The sequence below is a fragment of the Alkalihalobacillus sp. AL-G genome, assembly GCF_030643805.1.
Classification (GTDB): Bacteria; Bacillota; Bacilli; order Bacillales; family Fictibacillaceae; genus Pseudalkalibacillus.
In genome coordinates, this window is sequence record NZ_CP094656.1 from 3421088 (window position 1) to 3446692 (window position 25605).

Below are 25605 nucleotides of genomic sequence, written 5' to 3' on the forward strand. Positions count from 1 at the left end.
AAAATACCCCGCCTTCCTTTTTCACAAGGAAAGCGGGGTTTTTGTTTTGGTTAATTGGTTTTATTAATTGTACCGATACTTTCGATAAATCGATTAAATGCATGTTTACCTTCAGGAGTACGTTTAAAAACACCTGCATACTCTAAAATTTCTGAAAAAATAAACCCTATTTCGCTTTGGAAAACTTCCTTTATATTCGTCCCATTCAATAGCTCATATTTGTCAATAATTGATGCAGCCCACTCGGTATGTTTTGCAACCGTCTCGTCATTTTTGATTAAATCCAGTGGTTCCTCCATCATTAAGTAGCGGCCAAGCAACTCGATTTCCTTTTTCAGTCTGCCAGGTAAAACGGCAAGTCCCATCACTTCAATCAAGCCGATATTTTCTTTTTTAATGTGATGAACCTTTCGGTGAGGATGAAAAATACCTAAAGGATGCTTCTCACTTGTAATATTGTTACGGAGAACGATATCAAGTTCATATTCTTCTCCTCTCCTTCGAGCGATCGGTGTAACTGTATTATGCGGCTCCCCATTAGTAAATGCATAGACTTGAGCATTCGGATCGCTGTATCCCTTCCACGTATGAAGGATCGAATCCGCTGCCGAAATTAGTTGTTCACGATCAGAGCCCCAAATTCGGATGACAGACATCGGCCATTTCACAATTCCTGCATGTACGTGAGGAAATTCTTCAAGTTCAAATGCATGTTCCACCTTCGCTTCCGCCATTGGGAAGGTGTGTAAACCGCCTTGGAAATGATCATGGCTTAAAATCGAACCACCTACAATTGGTAAATCAGCATTTGAACCAATAAAATAATGTGGAAACCGTTCTACGAAATCTAACAAACGTTGAAATGTTTTTCTAGATATTTTCATCGGTTCATGCTCATTTTTAAAAATGATCGCATGCTCTTTATAGTAAACATACGGTGAAAATTGCAGGTGCCACATTTCCTCTGTAAGTTGTACTGGAATCGTCCGATGATTTTGTCTGGCAGGATGATCGATTCGACCGGCATACCCGACATTTTCCTTACATAAAAGACATTTCGGATAAGTAGACTCCTTTTGACTCTTTGCTGTAGCGATTGCCGCTGGGTCCTTTTCCGGTTTGGATAAGTTAATCGTAATTTCTAATTCACCATAATCGGTATTTACCTTCCAATCATCATTTTTTCGAATCCGGTCCATTCGGATGTAATGGCACTTTTTCGACTTTTCATAAAAGATCTTCGTTGCCTTTTGCGGCCCATCGTTTTCATAGGTTTGATAAAAGTCACGAATGACCACCGAAGGCCGCGGGACGAAACAAGCCATGATTTTTGTATCGAAAAGATCACGAAAGGTAACCGAATCGTTGAAAAGCATTTCACGTGAAGCAGCCCAGTCTAAAATAGGTTCTAAAAGCTCAGCAGGATGATCGGGCAGTTCCTTACACTCTATTTCTGGCTCTTCCCACTGATCGATTTCTAAAACTTCCAGGATCGCATTTTTTTTATATTGATAATCAATTGGTTCGATTAGTTCATTTTTTAGACCGTATTGAAGCAGCAACTCAATGTGCTTGTAAATCGATTCATCCATCACGATGACCTCCCCTGTAAGTTAGTCTATGTATCCATCAGGATGCTTTTGGTGCCATCGCCATGCACTCTCGATGATCATCATCAGATCAGCATATTCAGGCTCCCATTCAAGCTCCTTTTTGGCTTTTTCCGATGAGGCGATCAGTACGGCAGGGTCTCCGTTTCGACGTGGAGCAATTTCTGCCGGAATGCTCTTCCCTGTCACTTGCCGGGCTGTTTCGATGACCTCTTTTACTGAAAAACCATTCCCATTCCCCAAGTTGTAGATTTCACTTTTTGCTCCATTCCTCAATTTTTCTAATGCTGAAATGTGAGCTTGGACAAGGTCTGATACGTGGATATAATCTCGGATACAAGTACCGTCATCTGTACTGTAATCATCGCCATATATAAGAATCTTTTCCCGTTTTCCAAGCGCGACCTGTAATACAATTGGAATGAGATGGGTTTCCACTGCATGATCCTCTCCAATGTCAAGAACCGGATGCGCCCCTGCAACATTAAAATAACGAAGAGCCGTATACCGGATTCCTTCAGCCTTATCAGTCCATTTAAGCATCCTTTCAATCGCAAGCTTCGTTTCTCCATACGGGTTGGTCGGTTTAGGAGGATCCGTTTCAACGATAGGAATCCGTTTCGGTTCACCGTACGTTGCCGCCGTTGAAGAAAAGACGATCCTTTTCACCTGATGCTTTTTCATCGCTTTTAAAAGACAAAGGGTTCCGTACACATTGTTTTCATAATACTTTAACGGCTTTTCAACACTTTCTCCGACAAGTGAACTCGCCGCAAAATGCATGACATCTTCAATCTCATTTTCCGTAAAAACCCGGTCTAAGAACTCGGCATCACGAAGGTCGCCCTGGTATAACACGGCTCCGTCAACTACTGCTGGTTGATGTCCTGTTTGTATATTATCCACTACGACTACTTTCTCACCTTTTGCCAACAACTCGGCTACTGCATGACTTCCAATATATCCTGCTCCTCCACAAACAAGAACTGCCAATGTAACCCCTCCTATTCAACTAATTCTCGGGCACCGTCACCGATATTCACATCGTAAAAATCAGCTTCTAAGCCTGTTTCTTTTAAATATGTATCATAAACTTTTTCTTTAAAATGGGTTAGCTGGTTGTTTCGAACGATGCTGATTGTACATCCGCCGAATCCGGCACCGGTCATCCTTGAACCAAGTACTCCATCCTGATCCCATGCGGTTTCTACCAATACGTCTAATTCAACGCCGGTCACTTCATAATCGTCACGTAGAGAGTGGTGCGACTCGTTCATCAATTCCCCGAAACCATTCACATCGTTTTCCTTCAGCTTCCGTACCGCTTCTTTCGTACGTTGATTTTCATATACGACATGCCTTGCCCGTTTTCGATGGACGTCATCTCGTATGAGCCCTTTGAAATTTTCGAATTCTGAGGCGGAAAGCTCGCTTAATGTTTGGATATCGAGTTGTTTTTTCAGGTCATTCAACGCCTGTTCACACTCGTATCTTCTCTCATTGTATTTGGAGTCTGCCAATCCTCTCCGTTTATTCGAATTCGTGATCACCAGTGATGCATCTGTCAGCTTGACCGGGCTGTATGTGAAGGCCAGTGTTTCACTGTTCAATAGAATCGCATGCTCTTTTTTACCCATACCTATTGCGAATTGGTCCATAATACCGCAGCTTACACCTACAAAATCATTTTCAGCGTACTGACTTATCTTCACCAAATCGATCATTTCCATTTTAATAGAATAGAGGTTGTTGATCATTACAGCCGTGACAAGTTCAATAGATGCTGATGAAGATAAGCCTGCACCATTCGGAATGTTGCCATAAAACAAGACCTCACAACCTTGGAGCAACTCATGAGAATGTTTTTGAAACTCTTTCATCACTCCCTTTGGGTAATTCGCCCAGTCGTGCTCTTTTTCAAAATGGATATCTCCTATCTCGAAATCAATAACTCCTAATTCGGGAAAGTTTTTTGAAAACATTCGCACACGTTTATCAGACCGCAGCCGTGCAATCGCATACGTCCCAACACTCAAGGCACATGGGAAAACGTGTCCGCCATTGTAATCTGTATGTTCACCAATCAGATTGACTCTTCCCGGTGCAAAAAAGGTACGTACCTGATTTTCCGACTTAAAAAGGGTATGAAACTCTTGTTTCAGTTGTTTTAGCATCGTAATCCCTCTCGATTCCAGCAATCTAGATTACGCTTCGTGTCATCGTTTCAAAAACAGAAGCGGTGCTCGTTTTAACTCGTTCTAGTAATCCGTCCTCAGTCATTTGCAGTTTGTATAAGCCAAATGGGAGGAGCTCTTCCTCCACAGATTTTTCAGATGTTCGATATCCCCAATCTACAAGGTCGAGAAAGGGAAACCAAGTCAAGCCTATCAATGGAATTTTTTGTTCCTCTCAGCTTTTTACAAGATTGTACACATTCCTCTAGCCATGCCGTTTTTTCATGGTCCGTTCCATTGAAGCTCGTTTCGGTGATCATGATGGGTGCATCATAGCGTCGATACGCCTCATTTATGATTTTCTCTAGATCGATTCCCGTTCCCATCCGGTGAGGGTAGACAATGTATCCCTTTTCGTCCCGTGTCACTTCATGCACACTGAATTGTGGATAATAATTCAGACCGACAATATCAAAGGAAATTGCATGATTTTGAAACCACTGAAAATCTTCCTCGGCTACCCCATGCTTTTTCATAAATGAGTACAAAGGGTGATCTACAAAAATTCTTCCGCTTAAAAGTTCCCACATGACGAAACGATTTTCATTCCATAAATCTACTTCATCTTGAAGGTGTGGATCATTCGAAACATATCTTTTTGTCGCATCGACATGGACCATCGTGGCGTCCGGAACAACTTCTTTTATCGCATAGACCGTTTGAATGATCCCTTTTCCTAATTGGACAGCTATTTGATAAAATCCGGATAGTCCATCTAAATAAGGCGGCCAAACCCCATTTAAACCACAAAATTCAGCATTTACGTATGGTTCATTGAGCGGGGTATAGTAGGTCGCTACATCCCTATAGCGGTTTGCGAATTCCTTTGCATACCGAGACACAAAGTAAGGATAGTGATCATGGACAAACTCATTGACTAACCAATGAGGGGTTCCGTAATGCATCAAATCAATGATCGGAGTCAGCGCATCGTTCTTTCTGAAATATTCCATGACGTGATCGATCCAGCTCCAATCAAACTCTCCTTCAACAGGTTCAACCTTATACCATGGAATCCCGTAACGGATCATCGTTGCCCCAGAGCGTTTCACCAAATCTAGATCACTCTGCCAGAATTGATAATGCTGGGTCAACTCATATTCATCCAAAGGTCGTTCACCTTTAGCCGTTTGAGTGACAAAGGTGTCTTCAATTCCTGCCGCCCAGATCCACTTGTCTTTTGTCAACATGTCCACTCACGCCTCTTTTGTAAAAACTCGCTTAGTTTAGAAAATCAAAGTCAATTGCCTTTACTTTTGATCGTTAATTTCTTTTATTTTTTGCAATTCGCATTTCGGCTTGCGATCATAGGTTAATAGACCATTGATTTCTTGTTCAACGTCGGTTAATTGGGTATAGCAGAACCCTTGGATGACGGGTGACTTCAGCAGGGCTTCCGTTTGTTTTTTGTATTCTCCGACCAACTCGTCTCCAGAACTTACCGATGAGTAGCCCCAGCCTTTTGTCTCATCCATCTTATATGCAGTTCCGCCGTATTCTGTAATCATGATCGGCTCACCGAGATACCCGAATCCTTGAGAATAGATTAATCGATCAGCAGGAGTCGTTTTGATTGCTGATTCAATTGTTTCATAAGCTTTGGATAACTGATTTGCAGATTGATAGTTATGGATACCGCAAATATCAGAAATCGTATGCTCCCAACCGTCATTCGATAACACTGGTCGCGTCGTATCAAGGGATTTTGTGAGATAATACATCGCTAACGAATGGTGCTGCTGCTGTTGATCATGAGCAACCCGAGATATGCCCCAGCTTTCATTCAATGGCAGCCACACAACGATACTTGGGTGGTTATAGTCTCGCTTTACCACTTCTGCCCACTCATTGGTCAACCGTCTCGCAGCCTCTTCTGAATACTCCGAGCAATTCGCCATTTCGCCCCAAACAAGAAAACCTAATTGATCTGCCCAATACAAATAGCGGGGATCCTCTACCTTTTGATGCTTTCTTGCACCGTTGAACCCCATTTCCTTCGCAAGCAAGATGTCCTTTTTTAGTGCTTCGTCACTTGGAGCAGTCAATAATCCGTCAGGGAAATAGCCTTGATCCAGGACAAGCTTTTGATAGTACGTACGGTTATTCAACCGGAATTGCCCGCCTTCAGTCGAAACCTTTCTCATGCCAAAGTAGCTTTCAATCTGATCGGTGATCGTCTCACCATGAACAAGCTTCAACTGAACATCAAATAGGTTTGGATGCTCAGGTGTCCAGAACCAGCCTGGACCATGGATATTGCTGCGATCCGTCATTCGGTTTCGTAGATTGAAGCTCCGTTTCAAGTACGGTTCGTATATGTGAATTGACTCTTTGACAACTTGCCTTCCTTTGAAGGAGATCGAAACCTCGAGCCTAGTGTCTTCTGTTAGTTGGCCGATGAAATCCGCTTCTAAATCAATATCGCCTCGATCAATCTGAGGTGTCCATCGGATCGATTCAATACGTTGTGGTTCTACAGCCTCAAACCATACACTTTGCCAGATCCCTGTCGTCCTCGTATAGAAAATCGATTCTGATTGTTCAAGCCAATACTGTTTCCCCCTAGGTATCGTTACATCCTCAGAAGGATCCTCCACCCGGACAACTACCTCATTGCTTTCATCCGTTTTGATCGCATGGGTGAGATTGAAGGAAAACGAAACATGTCCACCTTCATGGAAACCAACCATCTCCCCATTTACATAGACCCAAGCACGATAATCAACTGCTCCAAAGTGCAGGATGATTACTTTTTCCGACCAAGAAGCCGGTATATGAAATTCTGTTTTATACCAAACAATGTCATGAAAGGTCGGGTCACCAATACCACTGTCTTTCGATTGATAGGCAAACGGTACGGTTATCTTTTTATCCTGTGGAAAGTTTTCCTTATACCATTGTTCTTTCAAACCTTTATCGTCATCATCAAAGGCAAATTGCCATTCTCCATTCAATGTTTGCCACTCCCGACGAACAAATTGAGGGCGTGGATATTCTCCTCGTATCATCGTTATCTCTCTCCTCCTACCGTCATCACTTTATACCAGTTTGTGTAATTCCTTTAATGAGCTGCTTTTGGCCGATCAGGAAAATGATCAGAATCGGAATCGTAGCGATCGAAGTCAAAGCCATCAACTTTCCGTATGAGGACACAAAGCTTCCTTGCTGCATAATCGCTATTCCAGTCGTGATCGTCCGCATCTCAGGCGAGCTTGTTGCAACTAACGGCCATAGGAAATCGTTATAAATCGTCATAAAAGAAAAGATTCCGAGTGTCCACATGATAGGCCGTGCTGAAGGTAAAACGACTCTTAGGAAAATCTGCCACTTATTCGCGCCATCTAAATGTGCCGCCTCCTCCAGTTCCTTTGGAAAGCCTCTGAAGAATTGAAACAAAAGGAACACGCCGAATGCATTGGCGGAATACGGAAAGATCAGTGCTGCATAAGTGTCGAGCCAACCAAGATTACTAAATTCCAAATACAAAGGAAGGAAGGTGATCACCCATGGAATCATCAGAGTGCTGATGAAAATCGCAAAAAGGGTTTTCTTGAACGGTACATCCAATCTTGCTAATGCATAAGCCGCAAGTGAATCTACAAAAACGATAAGCATCGAACCCGCAATACCTACAAACACGGAGTTGAACATCCATTTTACAACAGGTACATTCAAACCTTCCCCAAGCAACGTATACGTATAATTTTCCAAAGTGAACTCTTTCGGAAGCCAATTCAACCCGCCAGCAATTGCTTCAAAGTCATTTTTAAAGGACGTTGAAAGCATCCAAAACAGCGGAATAATGAAAATGAGAGCAATAAGAGATGCCAGAACTAATAAGAAGATCGTTCTCCCTTTTACTTTCATCATGCATCCCCCTTTCTCACATTACTATTGGAAATTTTATATTGGACCAATGAAACGACAATCATGATCAACGACATCATGATCGCCATCGCCGATGCGGACCCAAGCTGTCTTTGTTCAAATGCTTGCTCCACGATTCCCATCAATAGCACTTCTGTTGAATCACCAGGTCCGCCCCTCGTCATTAAATACGGTTGACCGAAAATATTGAAGGACGCGATTGTAGAAGTGATTACAACAAAGAGCATAATTGGTTTAATCGTTGGAAGCGTAATATGTATAAACTTTTGCCACGTTCCAGCTCCGTCAATCGCAGCAGCTTGATAAAGCTCTTCCGGTACTTCGTTCAACGCATTGATAAAAATGATCATATTAAAACCTAACGTCCACCAAACTGTCGCTCCAACAATTGAAATCCAAGCAAATGGTTGGCTCGTCAGCCATGGGACCGGATCAAATCCCAGCTTCATGAGATAATTATTGATTAATCCTGAATTCGTATCCAACATCCATAGCCAAATTATCGAGATTACCGATACGGAAATCGCGTAAGGAATAAAATACAGTGTTCGAAACAATCCGCGAATCTTACCAGGGAGGCTATTAACTATAAGTGCAAGCCCTAAGCCAACTACAACAAGTAAAGGTACGGAATAAATGACAAATTGAACCGTATTCCATAAACCGGAAAAGAAAATATCATTGATGATGGAATCTCTATCGAATATTTTTTTATAATTTTTGAGCCCTGTGAAAGGACGATCCGATGCTAACAATCCATAATCATGGAAGCTAATATAAATCCCATAAAGCAATGGAATCAGCAAAAAAGAAACGAACATGATCAAATAGGGCACAACAAACAAAGAAGAGGTAAACTTCGATTTGCTTTTACTAGTTTTCCAGATTGGCAGTTTCGGAGGTGATTTTCGTTTATCCGTCAAATCAGTTGCCATCTGTGGTTTTGACCGCTGTTCCATGTTCATTTGATCCCCTCCAATCTCTATACTTATTGATTACGAAAGGTGTATAAAAAGCAGAGATTGACTCACTGAGTGGTTGATTCTACCCCCATTGAATAGAGGCGAACGAGCACTTTTTCCGAGTCAATCTCTATGTTTTCTATTTATTGCTGCTCATAAATTTGTTCTGCTTTTTTCTGTGCCTCATTCAGGGCATCCTCTACACTTTTATCACCAAGTAAAGCAAGGTTGACCGCTTCCATTAATGGTGCAGAAACTTGACCCCAGCCTACGACATCTGGTGAGAAGACAGCATAATCAAATTGTTTCGCAACCTGTGGCTGTTGCTTCATTTTTTGGAACTCGTCATTTGTATAGACAGCCTTTGAAGCTGGTGCCTGACCGGATTCTGCCCAAGCCATACCGTTATCCCCAACAAATTTTAAGAAGTTTGTGATGATTTTTACTTTATCATTATCAGCACTTTTAGGGATGACGAAATTATGTGAGTTGGCAAAAACAGCCTGCTGTTCCGTACCTAGTTGTGGAACTGGAGCAACACCGAAGTTCAAGCCTGCATCCTTCCACTGCTGAAGCATCCACGGTCCGTTCAAGTGCATTGCATTTTTCCCTTGGACGAACAACGTAACTTCACCGTCTTGTTGAACATCTGCAGGTGAAACCTTATATTTTTCAATGAGATCCACTTGAAACTGTAACGCCTCTTTTACTGCATCAGAATTAAAATTCACCTTACCATCTTTAAATAGCGAACCGTTGTTTTGCGCTACGATCGTCGGGAAAATGAACTGCTGCGGCCAAAGTGTAGGAACAACATAGCCATATTGCTGTTTGTCTGCGTCCGTTAACTGTTTCGCATATTCAATAAATTCTTCACGTGTCTTTGGTGGTTCATTCGGATCGAGTCCTGCCGCTTTAAATAAATCTTTGTTCCAATAAAACATCAGTGGATGAATATCTAGTGGAACACCATAAAGGCTGCCATCGACAGTAGCACCCTCCCAGGCATTTTCATGGTACTGATCCTTCGTAACTTCATTACCGATAATGTCATCTAGATTTTTAAGTACATCCTTTTTGGCATATGTAATGATTTGATCCCCATGCATAATAAGCAAATCTGGAACATTTTTCTTATCATTGAATGCTAGATCGATAGATTTATAGTATTCTGATTGGGGTACAATTTGAAAATTCACCTTGTACTTATCCTGGGACTCGTTGTATTCTTTGACAATTTCCTTCATTTTAGGTCCATCTGGCCCAGAGAATGGTGCCCAGAAGGTGATTTCATTTTTATTACCGCTATCATCGCCGCCCTCGCTATTCGAACATGCCGCAACGGAAAACATCAGTAAACCAACAACTAAGAAAATGGACCATTTTTTTAATGCTTTCATTGTTTTTCCCCCTCGTTTAAATTTAAATAATAACGGAAGTAACCGCTTACATCTAACTTTTACAAAAAACACGTTAATTAATTAAATTATTTAACTAATTGCTTAAATATGAGTTTACATGCAATTCACAATAGTGTCAACACTCATTAACGAACTAAAATAGCAGGTCTCAAATACTCTTCACTACCCATCTTTATAACCTGATAAACCCAGCCCCCTGTGTGCGTTAAATACTCGATCCCTTCTTCATTAACAAGAATCGTATCCTCTGATTTAACTCCAGGCAATGCGGGATTCCATGCAAATGCTTGATTTTCAGAAACTTTCATTCTAGTTGTTGGTGTCGCTAAAAATTCCCTGGATGAATATCCGGTGAGGCCACCTTGATGCAACAGTTTCCAATCATCTGGATGCCCTTCTCTTTCATATTGTTGAATTCCCTTTGAAACAATTTCTCCGATTGTGATGCCTGGTTTCGTTGAGGCATTCATGACACTATCGATTCGAGCTACCTTCTCAGAATTAACCTCTAGGTCTTCTGGCAATGGACCGAAATGTACAAGACGGGTGACGTTGGCTACCAATCCACCGTATTCTGCACAAAGAACAACCATCGCATGCTTTTTAAGAGGTTTTGTTGTCGGAATCGGGTGTCTATATTGATAAATCCGATCATCTGTCGCAACGAGTGCTACATTCACATTAATCCCCTGATCGACGACCATTTTTGACAATAGCCCCGCAATTTCAAACTCGGTCTGTCCCGGAGAGATTTGTTTACATGTAGCTTCTACAGCTTTTGCAGCTACTTGGCAAAGCCACTTGTACCTAGTAATCTCGCTTTTTGATAAAGAGGACCTAAGAGGCACAAGGGCTGAATCAACGTTTTCCCAATCATAGAAGGGTGTGTCTGTAACAATCCGTTTGCCCTTGCCGTGTTCGATGATACGTTGGTCAATATCATTGAACCAATCTTCTGAAAGGATTTCGAAATCGAATCCTACCTCATTAAGCTCCTCATTGATGATTCTGCTTTCTTCCATTTTTGTCGTGATGAGATAAACCTCGTCTATACAGATAAGAAGATCAGCCACCCCTATTTCTGTTGCTTGGACAATGTGATTCCGCTTCCCGCCTGTCACCCACGAAAAGTTATTTTTCTTTCTTAAAAGGATTCCGTCATAGTCCTGCGTTTTCAAATAAGAACGAATTCTGTTCAAGCCCATTCCATTTTCCCCCGAGATGTTTTGACGTGTTTTTATGTTCCATTCAATAAAGGTGCTTTCTGCTTCGTTTCGCTTGGCACTGAATTCTCCACCTTTGGCCAGCCGTCTTCCCATATAAGTGGATCAATCATAAGCGGCCTTCTGCTTGCTCCGGTCCACAGTAACGGGTCTTCTTTTTTAATAGCATGGTAGATAATCCAATCGATTCCCTCATCATCGGTTACGACTGCATTATGACCAGGTCCGACAAAGGATCCTTCCAGATTTCCTTGTAAAATGACAGTACCACCATTCTTTAAGAGGGCTTTCCCTGCTTTATCAGCATAAGGACCATTTAAGTTTTCTGAACGGCCAACAGCCACATGATATGTACTGTTTTCACCTTCACAGCAAGACCCTTGTGAGCCGAAGAAATAATAAAAGCCATCCCGCTTTATGATATAGGGTGCCTCGTACGCATTGCCCGCAACTTGAAATTTTTCACCTGTAACGGAAAATCCATCTTCAGCTAATTGGATTCCGTAAATACCATGAAAACTCCCCCAAAATAGATAGGGTTTTCCATCCTCTACGATAAAATAGGGGTCGATCGAATTCGCAACACCAATTTCTTCACTGGTAAACAGCTTGCCTTGATCTTTGAAGGGTCCTTCTGGTTTATCCGAAACGGCAACTCCGATCCCCGGGTCAGGGTCACCCCAAATCGAAACCGAATAATAAAGGTAATACTTACCGTTGTACTTCGCAATGTCCGGAGCCCACAAACCACCAGGCTTTTTCCATGATGGTTTCTCGTTAAAGGCCTCCCCGACGTATTCCCACTCGGTCAGGTTTTTCGATCGAACAATCGGAATCAGCTTCGGTTTCGTTTTTTCACCCCAAGCATCTTCAGTTCCATAGGCATAATAATAGCCGTCACCTGCTTTCACAATCGAAGGATCTGCAATTACAGGCTCAAAAACAGGATTGGCATACTGATTTTGATGATCCGCACATCCACTTACAATCAAAAGTGATAGCAATATAAAGCACGTTATTGCCAGCTGGAATTTTATATTGTCCTCCCCCTTTCATAGTTTATTAATTAATTAATTTAATTATCTTTTATGTTATAATAGTTTTAGAAAAAAATTCAAGAACTATATTTTGAACGCACCCCGACAATACGTGCGAATTATACTGGGGGGAATGGTCATGCACGAAGGTCTAAGAGGTAGTTTTCAACTAATGAAATCTCTTAATCGCTCCATTATATTAAATAAAATACGGGTAGAAGGACCTATATCTCGGGCGGACATTGCAAAACAAATCCAATTAACACCTCCTACAGTCAGTAATATCGTAAAAGAACTGATTGACACTGGATTTGTTTTCGAAAGCAAGCAAGGTGAATCCATTGGCGGGGGACGAAAACCAACCTTACTTGAGTTGAACGCAAGGAATTTTTATATTATAGGACTGGATGTTGGACCCAAATATCTCCGTACTATAATGGCAGATTTAAATGGGAAGTTAATCGAATCATCAAGTGAAATCATACCGGAATCAGTGACTAATGAAGGTCTAATCGAATTGATGCGAAATGCGATTAAGAATATTATCGATAACTATCAAAAAGAAAAAGAGAAGTTTATCGGGATAGGTGTTGGAATGCATGGAGCAGTTGATGTTCAAAAAGGGATTTCCCTATTTGCACCAAGCCTGCACCTTCGTGATATTCCGATAAAGGAAATCTTTGAATATGAGTTTGATATGCTCGTTAAAGTGGAGAATGATGCACGGGCTATGGCGTTAGGAGAGTCCTGGTTCGGTAACGGCAATGGTTCTAAAAATGTCATTACAATAAACGTCGGGCGAGGTATTGGGGCTGGCGTTGTTCTCGACGGCGAGCTTTTTTATGGTGAACATTTCATTGCTGGCGAACTCGGCCATATGACGATCGACTTAAGTGGCCCAAAATGCGACTGCGGTAATTACGGTTGTTTGCAAACGTTAGCAGATGGACCCGCGATTGCCAGACGCGCGATTAAAGAGATTTCAATCGGTAGTGACAGCATACTGACTGATTGGGTAGAAGGAAAGCTTGAACAAATCGACGGTGAATTAATCTATAAAGCAGCTGAACGTGGTGACGAGCTTTGTATTAATATTCTAAAGCAAACAGGAAAATATTTAGGAATCGGGCTTACCAACCTGATCCATATTCTGAATCCTGAGCGTATTGTAATTGGTGGTGGCGTTTCAAATTCCGGAGAGTTCATACTTGGTCCCCTCAAAGAGACGATACAGAAAAGAGTATTGACCAATGCCGCTAAAAAAACCGATATTGTTCTTTCGAATTTAGGTGAAAACGGCGGTGCTATAGGTGCAGTCGCTCTAATCTTAGTAGAGATCTTTAAAGTAAAGAACTAGACGTAATAATTAAAGGAACAACGGGAATCTGTAAATTCATAGATTCCTTTTTTTGTTTTTTTATACGACAAAATTATTGGAGATTTTCCAGAATAAGAAATAAGTTATTAATCCCGCTAATGGTATAATATGTATAACTTTTTGAAAGGAGGAAAGTACGCTGATTAGAGTTAAAGAAATTGAAAATGATTTCACCCATTTGAAAAAGGATCAGATAGGGGGACTGCTGAAATTAGACAAAAAAAATCATAACTACGAAAAAAGATGAGCTTTTGTCAAAACTATTAGACAAAGTTCAAGGGGACCATGTTGCGATCAAAGGAATCTATCACAAATTTGCATCTGAATTAGGCCACCATCCAAGCTTTGTTTAAAATCTCGAAATGCACGAACTAAATCAGAGCAATATGTAGAAAAGACAGAGCTTTTTTACGAGCTGAAAAATGAATCTCTTCAACGTTTAGTACTCTGCCCCTACTCCTCCGTATCCTTTTACCAACCCGAACACCCGGATAAACTCATGTATTTGAATTTTTGCCCACAACATTTTGAGTTTTGGTGCATAGAACGAGAATTCGACTATGTGTCAAAGCGGGACTTTTATCGTAGTGCTCCGTCTGAAATTGATCGAGTATTCTGATTGTATCGTGGAAATCGAGGATGATTACTATTCATTATTTTTTATTGCGATTCAGTCTGAGGATCTGAAAAAATTCCGTTTTTCCTTCCACACGCCCTACCCTATCGGACAGCACTTTCTCCCACTAAAAGAAACCCTACCAAAAGGATCCCACCAAGAACAAGAAGGACTATTCCGCTTCGGCCGCACATTGATTGACGAAGAAAAAATTATTTTCACAGAAAAAGAAGTCGTAAAACAATTAAAGGAATCCATACAAAAGTTTGATTTGTATTTCTCCTAATCTTTTTTCTCCAATAAATGATATACCCTTCCTTTGTTAGAACCAGTGTGTTTTAAGTTCATAGAAGCGAAAATTTTATTTGCAGTGGATGGTGATTGGAGTTGGAGAAAATGACGTAGTTGTTGATTGGTTATCGTGGGACTGATTAATAATGCATAATCTTCCATAGGAGTTACATGTTCATCTTTTGAGGAATAAAAACAATCATGACAAGACCATCTACCGTTTACCCTTCTCATCTTTTTCATAACACAAACAGGACAGTAAACACCTTTGAGGAGTTCTGCAGGAGAAATTTGAAATTGACCTAGGAGATCCGGATCATTCTCGGTATGCTGCTTGATAAATTGCTTGCTTAATTTGTTGATTTCTTTATTCGTCAGTATTTCATTTGTATACGATGTCTTGAGTCTTTCGATTCTTTCCAAAAGGATGGTACTTCGAATGACGATGTCAGGAATTTTGATCTCGGGGGATATGGATTGGATTTTTGAGGATGAATTTGCTATGGTGACCAACGTTTTAATTGGAACCGGAGGAATTTTATTACGTTTGAGCCATTGACTTAGTTGGTGCTTTTGATGTTTTACTTGCTGAACAGGGTCGGAGTAAATTTCTTCTTTTCCCTTGTATTGTTGAATAAGTTGATTATTTTCAGGATCAAAAATCAGGGTACCTGAAATATTTTTCACCTCAATGATCAGGATAAATGAAGAAGTGTACGATCAAAACATCCATTTGAAAATGGTTTGATAGAAAGGGAAGCCTGAGGCCATGAAAGATATAGGATCCTTTTTCGGGTAGAAAGCTAAAGTAGTACTCTAACGAACGTTCTCCTCGATAGCCAGCTAGACTTCTAGCATGCCTTCTTTCTATTAGTGCAGTTTTGGGATGGTTCTGGGGTGTCATTCTTAAAAGTGCTTCAAGTTACAGAACAATTAATGGTTTTTGCAGGGGTTTTTTATTCAAATAATCATTCCTTATAGCATTTAGAATTAAATTTTCTGTAATATCCTATGAAATTCCTTTTTTTATAGATATTTTTATAAAGCCGGTTAATCATTCGAGCATAGAATCCGGTTTATCGACCACGGAATCCATTATATCAACCACGAAATGAATTATATCAACCACGGAACACAATATATCAGCCACGCATAGTAAAAAAGCCCTGAAGCAGCACGTATTTTCCGGGTATCCCTTTTGGTTCAAGCACCTTCATCCTCAGCATAAAAAAATAGACTTGCCAAGATAGTGGCAAGTCATGCGGTTCACCTTATATCAATGATTTCATTTTCACAGATTTCCGTTCGATCAGTTGTGTAGTCAGCTTATAGTACGGCTCGACCTTTTCACCTGACAATAATTGAAAAATCAAGTGGACCGCTAACGCACCTGCTTCGTATTTTGGTTGTCTGATCGTGGTTAACGACGGTGAAACGAACTCCGCCAGCTGAATATCATCAAATCCGACGATGGAGATGTCATCCGGAAGCTTCATACCTTTTTCAGTAAAAGCCTGGATACCACCGATCGCCATTTCATCATTTGCATAAAAAACAGCTTCAGGTAATTTGTTTTGCGCAATTAACATATTCGTTGCTCGATATCCGCCATCCCGTGTATAATCACCTGAGATTTTCCACCTGGACTGAAAGGGTATCCCGTACTTTGCTAAAGCACCCTTATATCCTTGAAATCTCAATTCATTATCATGAGAATTATAAGGCCCGCTAATGTATGCAATTTTCCGGTGCCCATTCTTGATCAAATTTTCAGTTGCTAAATAGCCGCCACGCCAATTATCCACATCTACCTGAAGGACAAAATCGCCTTTCAATTCACGGTCCAGAACAACGATCGGAAATCCTTGTCGTGCTGATTCTTGAATGGTTTCATCTTCAATGTTGTGTGCAAGAACAATGACCCCATCAACGCGTTTTTCTCGTAAAAACTTGACGGCTGTAGATTGAGAGCCTCCCATTGAACTGCATGCTATCAAATCATAGCCGTTTGTCATCGCGACACTCTGAACACCCTGGATCAATTCGGAATAATAAGGGCCTGATAGATCACTTAAGATTAACGCAATCGTATTTGTTTTCGTCCTTTTTAAATCCGAAGCAAGACCGTTCTTTTGATAATTCAATTCTTTCGCTGCATCCATTACTTTTTTCTTCGTATCAGAGCTGACCTTTTGACTGTCATTCAGCGCATAAGAAGCCGTTGATACTGCGACACCAGCAAGCTTTGCTACATCTTTGATTGTTGCCATTCTCTTCACATCCCGCTACTACTGAAAATCGAACGTATAAAGCGTTTAACGTCTAAAATTCCCCGACTATATAACTATTCAATACAACTATAACTAAATCCTACGATGGTTTTAATCTTTTAGCAAATAAGCGACTGCTTCATAAGGGCGCATCTGAAGTGAATCAGGCACGCTTAATGAATCTTCGTAATTGCTGATCACTCGTTCAGAGCGGTTATACGAAACTTCCTTCGGTAAGGTGAACTCTGGAGTACCCTCTGAAAAGTTCGCAACCACAAGCAACGTTTCATTCCCTAACCGTCTCGTATACGTAAAAATTTGATCATGCTCCGCATAGAGCAGTTCATAATCACCGTACACAATGATTTCATGCTCTTTTCGCAGCCGGATCAATTTTTGATAATGATAAAAGATCGAGTTGCCATCCTGCATCGCCGCGTCTGCGTTAATGGAACGATAATTCGAATTCACGTCAATCCATGGCTCACCATCTGTAAAACCAGCGTTAGCCGAGTCGTTCCACTGCATCGGTGTCCGGGCATTATCCCTTCCTTTTGCATGAATCGATTCAAGCGCTTTAGCTGGCGATAACCCTTCTTTTACTTTTTCATTGTAAAAGTTGATTGTTTCAATGTCTTTATAATCGTCAATGCTATCAAAAGAAATGTTCGTCATGCCGATCTCTTCCCCTTGATAAATATAAGGGGTCCCTTGCATCATATGAAGCAATGTTGCAAGCATTTTAGCCGATTCGACGCGATACTGCCCATCATTTCCCCATCTAGAAACGATTCTCGGCTGGTCGTGGTTGTTCCAATATAAACTGTTCCAGCCATTCTGATAAAGCTCTGTCTGCCATTTGCTCAATACATTTTTCAAATCCACCAGATCCAGTGGCTTTAATGCCCACTTTCCCTTACCCTTCACTTCATCAAGGGACATGTGCTCGAACGTGAACACCATATCGAGTTCATTTCTGCCCGGCCCTGTGTAAAATTGAGCAGTTTCCGTTGTGGCTGAAGGGGTTTCGCCGACCGTCATCACATCATATTTGGACAGTACCTTTTCGTTCATCTCTTGTAAATACGGATGCAGTTCAGGTCCATCTGTTAAGATTTCTTGATCGACTTCCTTACCGATCAAATCAATGACATCCATTCGGAATCCGCTGACACCCTTTTCCAACCAGAACGTCATCATCTCGTACAAATGCTCGCGCACCTGTTCGTTATGCAAATTAAGATCTGGCTGTTTTTTACTGAACAAATGAAAATAGTACTGATCAGTTTGCTCATCAAATTCCCAAGCAGGGCCACTGAAAACAGACTGGATCTCACTTGGCGGTCCACCGTCAACCCCGTCTCTCCATATATAAAAATCCCTGTACGGATTATCCGTTGATTTTCTGGACTCGATGAACCATGGATGTTCATCAGACGTATGGTTGATGACCAGATCCATTACGATCTTCAAACCATGCTTGTTCGCTCCCTCGATGAGTAGTTCCATGTCCTCCATCGTACCGAATTCGTCCATAATCGAACAATAATCGCTGATATCATAGCCATTATCATCGTTAGGCGATCGGTAGACGGGGCTCAACCAGATGAAATCGACACCTAGCCCAGCAAGATAATCCAACTTCCCGATAATCCCTGGCAGATCACCGATACCGTCTCCGTTACTGTCATGAAAGCTTCTCGGATAGACCTGATATACCGTTGACGAATGCCACCATTTTTTCTCCATAATTCCTACGCACACTCCAATACAATTTAAAAGAAAACTAAAGGGATGACCTAAAGGCCTCTCGCCAATCCTTTAGACAGGCTGAGCCTTAGCCCTAAAGGATGGGCCCTTGCACTTATACTTTAGAAAGTATTATTATGCTTTCTTAACGTGAAAAAAAGAAGGATAGCTGGATGATTAAACCTCCCACTATCCGTTATTACGTTCTTATTTGATACCTGACATCGTAAACCCTTCCACAATATACTTCTGAAAGAACGAAAACATGATGATGATTGGTACTACCATGAACGCTGCACCAGCCATCTGCATACCGAAGTTGCTCGCGTATTGTCCTTGCAGCAAGGATAACCCTACTGATAACGTGTATAGACTTTCATCATTTGCAATGATCAACGGCCACAAGAAGCTGTTCCATGCACCGATGAACGTCAATATTCCTTGGACGGCAAAAATCGGTTTTGCAATCGGAATAATCAACCTGAAAAAGATGTAAAATTCCCCCGCTCCATCCAATCTCGCAGCTTCGATTAAATCGGTCGGAATCGTCGTCATGAACTGACGGAATAAAAAGATACTGAACGCTACTGCAAGTGTGGGCAATACAATCCCTGCCATCGTGTTCGTCAATCCCATTTCATTCAAAATCAAATAAACCGGAATCATCGTAACCTGTGCAGGAATCATCATTGTCGCCAATACGAGATAAAAAACCGGTTCTTTTCCTTTGAAATGAAATTTAGCAAAGCCATAGCCTGCCATCGCATTTAATAACAACCCGATAAATGAAAGTAAAACGATAATGATCGTGTTTCTTAAATACACACCGAAATTCATTTTTTCAAATAAATCAAGGTAATTTTGAAACGTCGGATTTTCCGGGAATAACGTCGGCGGCATCTGAAGCGCCTCACTTGCCGGCTTGAAAGAACTCGTAATCATCCAGATGAATGGTATCGAAACGGCAATCCCACCTAGTATGAGGAAGGCAATTACAATGCTTTTTTCAATTTTTTTATTGACTGTATTTGTTTCCATAAAATTCACCCCGATAAAAGGATGTTCAAAAAGTTCCAAACCTTTTTGAACCCACATAAAATTTAACTTAAAATTCTGTATCAGACTTTCTGAACTTGAATTGGATTAAAGTCACGATGATGATGATCATAAATAAAATGAATGAGCCTGCTGCCGCATATCCGAATTCGCTGAATTGGAAACCTTCCTGGTAAATGAACAATGCCATCGATATCGTTCCATTTAATGGTCCACCTTCCGTCATTACGAACGGTTCCTCGAAAAATTGCAGCCAACCAATCAAGGTCGTAATCGTTACGAAAAAGGTTGCATAGCGCAGCAACGGAATCGTGATGTTGAACAGCATTTGCCAGCGGTTGGCACCATCCATTTTCGCTGCTTCATAATAAGATTTCGGAATACCTTGTAATGCTGCAAGGAAGATGATCATGTTGATCCCGATCCCCTTCCAAACTGCCAACAGGATCAAAGAAAGCTTGGCAATCGTCGGTTCAGTCAACCAGGGTACCTGGTCCACATTTATTAGAGATAATAGATAATTGAAAAGACCATAATTCGTGTTGTACAGATATCCCCAAATGACAGCGACTGCAACGATGTTTGTGATTGATGGCATATAATAGACGCCACGGAAGAACCTGAAAATCAAATTCGATCCATAATTCAATAGCAGTGCAATACTTAATGAAAAGAAAATGACCAACGGAACTCCAATAATCGCATAAAACAATGTGTTGAAGATCGATTTATGGAAGACTCTATCGGAAAATAACTCAACATAATTTTCAAATCCGATGAATTGAATATTCGACCAGTTTGCCAGCCCTTTTAAATCAAGATCCGTAAAGCTTATTACGAACGCGACAATAATCGGTATGATGCTGAAAACCAATAAGATCAGAACTGCAGGTCCGATAAACAAAAAGGGATGTCTATTTTGAAATAAACTTTTGAATGCATTGCCCATGTGTCATCCCACCTATTTTTTACTACACTCCGGTGTTTCTAAGTTTTCTTTTAGATTAAGTTCAAAAAGTAGACGAATCAGATAAACCTTAGGAAGTTCGACTAAAACCGTTACGTTCAGCGCCTGCGGTTACTCGGCGCAAAACCCCAATGAAGTTATGCAAGTACTAAGTCTTGTAACAACGTCGAACTGACTCACATCCTGTGAGCCCAAGGCACGACAGTTTTGAGGAAGGCTACTAACTTATAAGACATCTAAGGTGCCTTGCACCGAGAGAGCTTTCTTCGATAGCAACGAGCGGTACTTGCACATAAGCTGCGAGTTGTACCGAGGAAGGCTACATCCTAGGTTATGCGTGTATAGACGCATGTGCACAATGATTGTCCCTCATTGTATCGTGTAACCTCAGTGCAATACATGAGGATCGGAAAAACCTCGCACGAAGGAAAAGTGAACTTCTTTTTCAAGGAGCGCCGAAATTTGCAGTTTATTATTTCGATACTTTTTGAACATCCTCTATAAAAGTAAAATGAGGCTAACCCAATCATGCCTTCCATCCTGAGGTCTTCTACAACATTTTTTATATCTATCCTCAAGATAGCCAGGCACCTTGCGTTTGAGTCAGCCCCTGTTTACAAACTGTTATTCGCTCATTGCTTCCTTAACTTTTTCTCTATATGCATCTAATTCCTTTTCAAGATCTGCTCCACCGACAGTAACTCGTTCTAGTGCTGCAAGCAATTCCTGTGCAACTACTTCCCAATTCTCAATTTGTGGAGAAGCCTTAGCAGTTTCCAATTGTTTACCAAACGTTGCAATCATAGGATCTTCCTGTAACACTGGATCTTCCCAAGCTTTCACTCGTGAAGGCAATGTATTTGAAATCTCATACCATTCAACTTGCGTCTCTACTTCGTTCATGAATGAAATGAACTTTAGTGATTCTTCAACATTTTCAGAGCTTTCAAAAATAGAGAAGTTCGATCCACCCATAGCAGAAGCTACGATATCTTTTTTAGGCATTACCGCAACGGACCATTTCCCATCAAGGTCTGGTGCTTGATCTTTAATGATGTTGACCATCCAAGGGCCACTGATGAACATCGGTTTTACCCCGTCCTTAAATGCTTGGACAATATCCATTCCTGGTTGCGCTGTACTAAGTCCTTCTTTAAAAAAGCTTGTATAGTATTCCATTGCCTCAGTAAATGCCTGGCTGTCCAGATTCAAGTTCTTTTCGTCTGTTTTGAACTCAAATCCATTTTGCCATGCAAAGATGAATGGAGTAATTTGATCTTTAATATCAATATCTAATCCGTAATACTTATCTCCACGTTCTGAAAGCTTTGTTGCAGCATCCTTCATCTCTTCCCAAGTTGCTGGTGGCTCACTGTAGCCAACTTCCTCTAATAGGTCGGAACGATAATAGAGTACACGCGTTTCCACATACCATGGAATACCGACGACTTTACCATCGTATTTCATAGTTTGTGCCGCACCATCAAAATAGTTTTCTGGCTTGAATTCAGGATAATCTTCCATATGCTCAGATAAATCCAACAATGCTCCTGCACTTGCAAACTCAGAAACCCATGTTGTTCCTAGCTGTACAACGTCTGGACCTCCACCTGATGCTACTGCAGTAAGCAGCTTGTCATGCGCTTGGCCCCAAGGAATCGCCTGGACATCGACGTTGATGTCAGGATTCTCTTCCTCGAATTTCTTAGCGAGTTCATCCAATTTCTTTCCTTCCTCACCCATCGCCCAAACTTTGATCGTTTTACCTTCCTCATCTCCATTACCTGCACATCCAGCTAATAAAGCGGAGATTGGCAGAATACAAACTAACAATAGAGATAACGCTTTCTTATTCATCAAGAATTCTCCTTTCAACTCACGAAATTGATAATAGTTTTTAAGTGAAAAATGTAGTTCAAAAAATATGCGAATCAAAATTACTAGTATTAAGTTCGACTAAGGTCATCACGTCCTGTGATAACGTCGAACTGACTCACATCGTGTGAGCCCAAGGCACATTGAGGAAGGCTACTGACTTGATGACCTCTCTGCTGCCTTGCAGACGCAGGTGCACAATGATTCTTCCTCATTGTATCGTCTAACCTCAGTGAAATACGTGAGGACCGGAAAAACCGAGTACAAGAGTAATCTACCGAAGCGGTACCTCGCACGAAGGAAAAGTGAACTTCTTTTTCAAAGAACGCAAAAATTCGCCGTTTATCATTTGGAAACTTTTTGAACATCCTAAAAAAAAGCATATTAATAACATCGAATCCAATTCCAAACCGCCTTTATAGTATAACCCCCTTTTTAGATAATAAATTATCAATTGAATTACTATACAGCTATTGAAACGTTTCGATGTTTTGATTATAATCAATTGTGAATCCGCTTTCAACACTTTATTGATAAAATAAATGATTTTTTTGAGGTTTTATCGAACAGAATACCTCAAAACGCCTATATACAAGTGTTTTTAGAAGTAATGCTATTGAGGCGATCAGCGGAAGGTTTATTGACTGGATGAATAAAAGCCCTTATAATCCAACTTATTCATTATCGAAACGTTTCAATTTAACTTAAAAATATCACTTTCTTTTAAAACTAAGTATAACAATGGAGGTCCGTGCATGAATGAGAACCACTTAACTTCACTGATTGACCAAATGACATTAGATGAAAAAATTGCTCAGCTAATGCAGTTAGCTACCCCTTTTTATAAAGGCGCATCGAATGAGGGTCAGATTACTGGACCTATGGCAAGCATGGGGATATCTGAAGAAGTGATTCGTAGTAGCGGATCGGTTCTTGGGGCATCCGGTGCAAAGGAAATCATAAACATCCAGAAAACGCACTTATCCGAAAATAGGCTAGGAATTCCGTTGTTATTCATGTCTGATATTATTCATGGCTATAAAACGATTTTTCCAGTGCCTTTAGCAATCGGATGCTCCTGGGATTTAGAATCGGCTGAAAAAAGTGCGGAAATTGCCGCTAAAGAGGCAGCAGTTTCAGGGGTCCACGTAACCTTTGCCCCGATGGTCGATCTTGTCCGAGATCCACGTTGGGGTCGAGTGATGGAATCAACTGGCGAAGATCCATTCTTGAATAGCCAATTTGCTGAAGCATTCGTCCATGGCTTTCAAGGTGAAAAATTAGAAACAGATCACGATCGAGTTGCAGCCTGTGTAAAACATTTCGCGGCATATGGGGCTCCTGAAGGCGGTCGTGACTACAATACCGTTGATATGTCTGAAAGGCAGTTACGCGAGTATTATTTGCCGGCCTATAAAGCCGCACTCGATGTTGGCTGTGAAATGGTCATGACGGCATTCAACACCGTCGATGGGATTCCAGCCTCGGGTAATAAAAAGCTGATGCGTGACCTTCTTCGCGACGAATGGAACTTTGATGGCGTCCTCATTTCCGACTGGGGAGCCGTTAAGGAATTGATCCCGCATGGTGTTGCGGAAGATACGCAGGAAGCTGCCAAAAAGGCGATTACAGCTGGCGTTGACATCGAAATGATGACACCTTGCTACGTTCATCATTTAGTCGACTTGGTAAAAGAAGGACAAGTTAATGAGGCATTGATTGATGAAGCAGTACTCCGAATCCTTCAACTAAAACAGAAATTAGGATTATTTGAAAATCCGTATCGTGGCGCAAACGAGGAACGGGAAAGAGAGATTGTATTATCGGATTCCCATCGCCAAACAGCACGAGACCTCGCCTCGAAATCATGTGTTCTGTTGAGAAACGAATCCGTACTTCCACTAAATGCAGATCAGAAAGTCGCGTTAATCGGACCATTTGCAGATAACGGCGACATCCTTGGAGCTTGGTCATGGTTAGGTTCTAAAGATGATGCAATTAAATTAAGTGATGCGTTCAGCACCCGAATCGATTCTGGACAATTATCGATTGCTAAAGGGTGCGACATCGAGACTGGATCAAATGAGCAAATTGACGAGGCGCTTCGCACTGCTGAAAATGCAGATGTCATCGTGTTAGCTTTAGGCGAGCATTCCGACATGAGCGGTGAGGCTGGGTGCCTGGCAGATATCCGCTTGCCAGAAGCACAGCTGAACTTGATCACTGCCTTAAAAAAGCTGGGTAAACCAATGATATCCGTCCTATTCAATGGTAGACCGCTGGATTTACATGGTGTAATCGAACATACGGACGCTGTGTTAGAAGCGTGGTATCCAGGAACAGAAGGTGGCGCTGCGATAGTTGACCTTTTATATGGTGATACTAATCCATCCGGTCGTCTAACGATGTCCTTCCCTTATTCGGTCGGTCAGGTTCCCGTTTATTACAACAATTATAATACCGGACGGCCAAAGGATGCACCGGATGCCCAGGAACGATATGTATCACAATATTTAGACATACCGAATGAACCACTATTCCCGTTTGGCTTCGGATTAAGCTATACCACTTTTTCATATAGTGACATCACACTTTCTGCCGATACGATCAAACCGGGACAACCACTAAGCATTTCAGTCAGCGTAACAAACACAGGAAACGTTGCGGGAGAAGAAGTTGTTCAACTGTATATTCGTGACGTTGCAGGTGAAGTGGTTCGTCCATTAAAGGAGCTCAAAGGGTTTAAAAAGATCATGGTAGCGCCCGGAGAAACGAAGCAAGTTACGTTTGAACTGACGGAGGAACAGCTGCGTTATCACCATTCGGATCTTTCATTCGAGAGCGATCCGGGAGCATTTGTTGCCTATGTCGGTTCAAATAGCAAAGACGGAACGGCACGACAATTTGAACTAATAAAATAAAGAAAACTTGGCGATTGCCGAGCCTTAAGGCGAAAGCAGAGTCGTAGTTGCCCTTATACTATAGAAAGTATTTATACTTTCTTAACGTGAAATAAAAGCGTAGGCGC

At 41.3% G+C, this 25605-nt stretch carries 20 protein-coding genes; 3 read left to right on the forward strand and 17 right to left on the reverse strand.

The annotated features are described in order from the left end of the window. Positions 1–50: 50 nt before the first annotated feature. The 10 genes from galT to MOJ78_RS17610 form a co-directional block, all read right to left on the reverse strand. The gene (gene galT, locus MOJ78_RS17565) at positions 51–1592 is read right to left on the reverse strand and encodes a UDP-glucose--hexose-1-phosphate uridylyltransferase (RefSeq protein WP_304978624.1); all 1542 of its coding nucleotides are present in this window, start codon (positions 1590–1592) and stop codon (positions 51–53) included. Positions 1593–1613: 21 nt separating this feature from the next. After that, on the reverse strand, positions 1614–2603 hold the full coding sequence (gene galE / locus MOJ78_RS17570) for a UDP-glucose 4-epimerase GalE (RefSeq protein WP_304978625.1): 990 nt from the start codon (positions 2601–2603) through the stop codon (positions 1614–1616). Between the two features lie 11 nt (positions 2604–2614). Next, complete coding sequence (locus MOJ78_RS17575) at positions 2615–3784, reverse strand: galactokinase (protein ID WP_304978626.1); 1170 nt, start codon at positions 3782–3784, stop codon at positions 2615–2617. Positions 3785–3939: 155 nt separating this feature from the next. Continuing rightward, on the reverse strand, positions 3940–5034 hold the full coding sequence (locus MOJ78_RS17580) for a family 1 glycosylhydrolase (RefSeq protein ID WP_304981297.1): 1095 nt from the start codon (positions 5032–5034) through the stop codon (positions 3940–3942). Positions 5035–5094: 60 nt separating this feature from the next. After that, a complete protein-coding gene (locus tag MOJ78_RS17585; RefSeq protein ID WP_304978627.1) occupies positions 5095–6852 on the reverse strand; it encodes a glycoside hydrolase family 2 protein in 1758 nt (585 codons plus the stop codon). 25 nt (positions 6853–6877) lie between these two features. Next, the gene (locus MOJ78_RS17590) at positions 6878–7714 is read right to left on the reverse strand and encodes a carbohydrate ABC transporter permease (RefSeq protein WP_304978628.1); all 837 of its coding nucleotides are present in this window, start codon (positions 7712–7714) and stop codon (positions 6878–6880) included. Further along, on the reverse strand, positions 7711–8697 hold the full coding sequence (locus tag MOJ78_RS17595; RefSeq protein WP_304978629.1) for a carbohydrate ABC transporter permease: 987 nt from the start codon (positions 8695–8697) through the stop codon (positions 7711–7713). Before MOJ78_RS17595 ends, MOJ78_RS17590 begins: the two co-directional genes overlap by 4 nt. Before the next feature lie 140 nt (positions 8698–8837). After that, positions 8838–10094: an ABC transporter substrate-binding protein gene (locus tag MOJ78_RS17600; protein WP_304978630.1), complete on the reverse strand. Its 1257-nt coding sequence runs from the start codon at positions 10092–10094 to the stop codon at positions 8838–8840. 146 nt (positions 10095–10240) lie between these two features. Continuing rightward, positions 10241–11320, reverse strand: a complete 1080-nt coding sequence (locus tag MOJ78_RS17605) for a M24 family metallopeptidase (protein ID WP_304978631.1) — start codon at positions 11318–11320, stop codon at positions 10241–10243. 32 nt (positions 11321–11352) lie between these two features. Continuing rightward, entirely contained in the window at positions 11353–12342 is a 990-nt protein-coding gene (locus MOJ78_RS17610; RefSeq protein ID WP_304978632.1) for a DUF5005 domain-containing protein, read from the reverse strand. A gap of 172 nt (positions 12343–12514) precedes the next feature. On the opposite strand from MOJ78_RS17610, the gene MOJ78_RS17615 reads away from it, so the two are divergent. Further along, on the forward strand, positions 12515–13732 hold the full coding sequence (locus tag MOJ78_RS17615; protein ID WP_304978633.1) for an ROK family transcriptional regulator: 1218 nt from the start codon (positions 12515–12517) through the stop codon (positions 13730–13732). A gap of 581 nt (positions 13733–14313) precedes the next feature. Then, the gene (locus tag MOJ78_RS17620) at positions 14314–14655 is read left to right on the forward strand and encodes a hypothetical protein (RefSeq protein WP_304978634.1); all 342 of its coding nucleotides are present in this window, start codon (positions 14314–14316) and stop codon (positions 14653–14655) included. Here the strand turns inward: MOJ78_RS17620 and MOJ78_RS17625 are convergent. From MOJ78_RS17625 to MOJ78_RS17650, 7 genes are all read right to left on the reverse strand, one after another. Beyond that, the gene (locus MOJ78_RS17625; protein WP_370529823.1) at positions 14652–15362 is read right to left on the reverse strand and encodes a nuclease-related domain-containing protein; all 711 of its coding nucleotides are present in this window, start codon (positions 15360–15362) and stop codon (positions 14652–14654) included. The genes MOJ78_RS17620 and MOJ78_RS17625 overlap by 4 nt on opposite strands. Further along, positions 15349–15564: a nuclease-related domain-containing protein gene (locus MOJ78_RS20985; RefSeq protein WP_370529735.1), complete on the reverse strand. Its 216-nt coding sequence runs from the start codon at positions 15562–15564 to the stop codon at positions 15349–15351. The genes MOJ78_RS17625 and MOJ78_RS20985 overlap by 14 nt, the downstream gene beginning before the upstream one ends. Positions 15565–15931: 367 nt before the next feature. Beyond that, on the reverse strand, positions 15932–16930 hold the full coding sequence (locus MOJ78_RS17630; RefSeq protein WP_304978635.1) for a LacI family DNA-binding transcriptional regulator: 999 nt from the start codon (positions 16928–16930) through the stop codon (positions 15932–15934). A gap of 111 nt (positions 16931–17041) precedes the next feature. Beyond that, positions 17042–18679: a glycoside hydrolase family 13 protein gene (locus tag MOJ78_RS17635; RefSeq protein WP_304978636.1), complete on the reverse strand. Its 1638-nt coding sequence runs from the start codon at positions 18677–18679 to the stop codon at positions 17042–17044. Positions 18680–18886: 207 nt separating this feature from the next. Beyond that, positions 18887–19717 carry a carbohydrate ABC transporter permease gene (locus MOJ78_RS17640; RefSeq protein WP_304978637.1) on the reverse strand — a complete coding sequence of 277 codons (831 nt, stop codon included), beginning with the start codon at positions 19715–19717 and terminating at the stop codon, positions 18887–18889. 67 nt (positions 19718–19784) lie between these two features. Further along, complete coding sequence (locus tag MOJ78_RS17645; RefSeq protein ID WP_304978638.1) at positions 19785–20684, reverse strand: carbohydrate ABC transporter permease; 900 nt, start codon at positions 20682–20684, stop codon at positions 19785–19787. 642 nt (positions 20685–21326) lie between these two features. Beyond that, positions 21327–22559, reverse strand: a complete 1233-nt coding sequence (locus MOJ78_RS17650; RefSeq protein ID WP_304978639.1) for a sugar ABC transporter substrate-binding protein — start codon at positions 22557–22559, stop codon at positions 21327–21329. A 773-nt stretch (positions 22560–23332) separates the two neighbouring features. On the opposite strand from MOJ78_RS17650, the gene MOJ78_RS17655 reads away from it, so the two are divergent. Then, entirely contained in the window at positions 23333–25498 is a 2166-nt protein-coding gene (locus MOJ78_RS17655) for a glycoside hydrolase family 3 N-terminal domain-containing protein (protein ID WP_304978640.1), read from the forward strand. The last annotated feature ends 107 nt before the right edge of the window (positions 25499–25605 follow it).

Excerpts from the sequence above, each read along its gene's own strand:
- MOJ78_RS20985 (WP_370529735.1), bottom strand. The coding sequence starts at position 15,564 with ATGACACCCCAGAACCATCCCAAAACTGCACTAATAGAAAGAAGGCAT.
- MOJ78_RS17655 (WP_304978640.1), top strand. The coding sequence starts at position 23,333 with ATGAATGAGAACCACTTAACTTCACTGATTGACCAAATGACATTAGAT.
- MOJ78_RS17615 (WP_304978633.1), top strand. The coding sequence starts at position 12,515 with ATGCACGAAGGTCTAAGAGGTAGTTTTCAACTAATGAAATCTCTTAAT.
- MOJ78_RS17605 (WP_304978631.1), bottom strand. The coding sequence starts at position 11,320 with ATGGGCTTGAACAGAATTCGTTCTTATTTGAAAACGCAGGACTATGAC.
- MOJ78_RS17580 (WP_304981297.1), bottom strand. The coding sequence starts at position 5,034 with ATGTTGACAAAAGACAAGTGGATCTGGGCGGCAGGAATTGAAGACACC.
- MOJ78_RS17645 (WP_304978638.1), bottom strand. The coding sequence starts at position 20,684 with ATGGGCAATGCATTCAAAAGTTTATTTCAAAATAGACATCCCTTTTTG.
- MOJ78_RS17585 (WP_304978627.1), bottom strand. The coding sequence starts at position 6,852 with ATGATACGAGGAGAATATCCACGCCCTCAATTTGTTCGTCGGGAGTGG.
- MOJ78_RS17575 (WP_304978626.1), bottom strand. The coding sequence starts at position 3,784 with ATGCTAAAACAACTGAAACAAGAGTTTCATACCCTTTTTAAGTCGGAA.
- MOJ78_RS17595 (WP_304978629.1), bottom strand. The coding sequence starts at position 8,697 with ATGAACATGGAACAGCGGTCAAAACCACAGATGGCAACTGATTTGACG.
- MOJ78_RS17630 (WP_304978635.1), bottom strand. The coding sequence starts at position 16,930 with ATGGCAACAATCAAAGATGTAGCAAAGCTTGCTGGTGTCGCAGTATCA.
- galT (WP_304978624.1), bottom strand. The coding sequence starts at position 1,592 with ATGGATGAATCGATTTACAAGCACATTGAGTTGCTGCTTCAATACGGT.
- MOJ78_RS17600 (WP_304978630.1), bottom strand. The coding sequence starts at position 10,094 with ATGAAAGCATTAAAAAAATGGTCCATTTTCTTAGTTGTTGGTTTACTG.
- MOJ78_RS17650 (WP_304978639.1), bottom strand. The coding sequence starts at position 22,559 with ATGAATAAGAAAGCGTTATCTCTATTGTTAGTTTGTATTCTGCCAATC.
- MOJ78_RS17590 (WP_304978628.1), bottom strand. The coding sequence starts at position 7,714 with ATGATGAAAGTAAAAGGGAGAACGATCTTCTTATTAGTTCTGGCATCT.
- MOJ78_RS17635 (WP_304978636.1), bottom strand. The coding sequence starts at position 18,679 with ATGGAGAAAAAATGGTGGCATTCGTCAACGGTATATCAGGTCTATCCG.
- MOJ78_RS17620 (WP_304978634.1), top strand. The coding sequence starts at position 14,314 with ATGTGTCAAAGCGGGACTTTTATCGTAGTGCTCCGTCTGAAATTGATC.
- MOJ78_RS17640 (WP_304978637.1), bottom strand. The coding sequence starts at position 19,717 with ATGGAAACAAATACAGTCAATAAAAAAATTGAAAAAAGCATTGTAATT.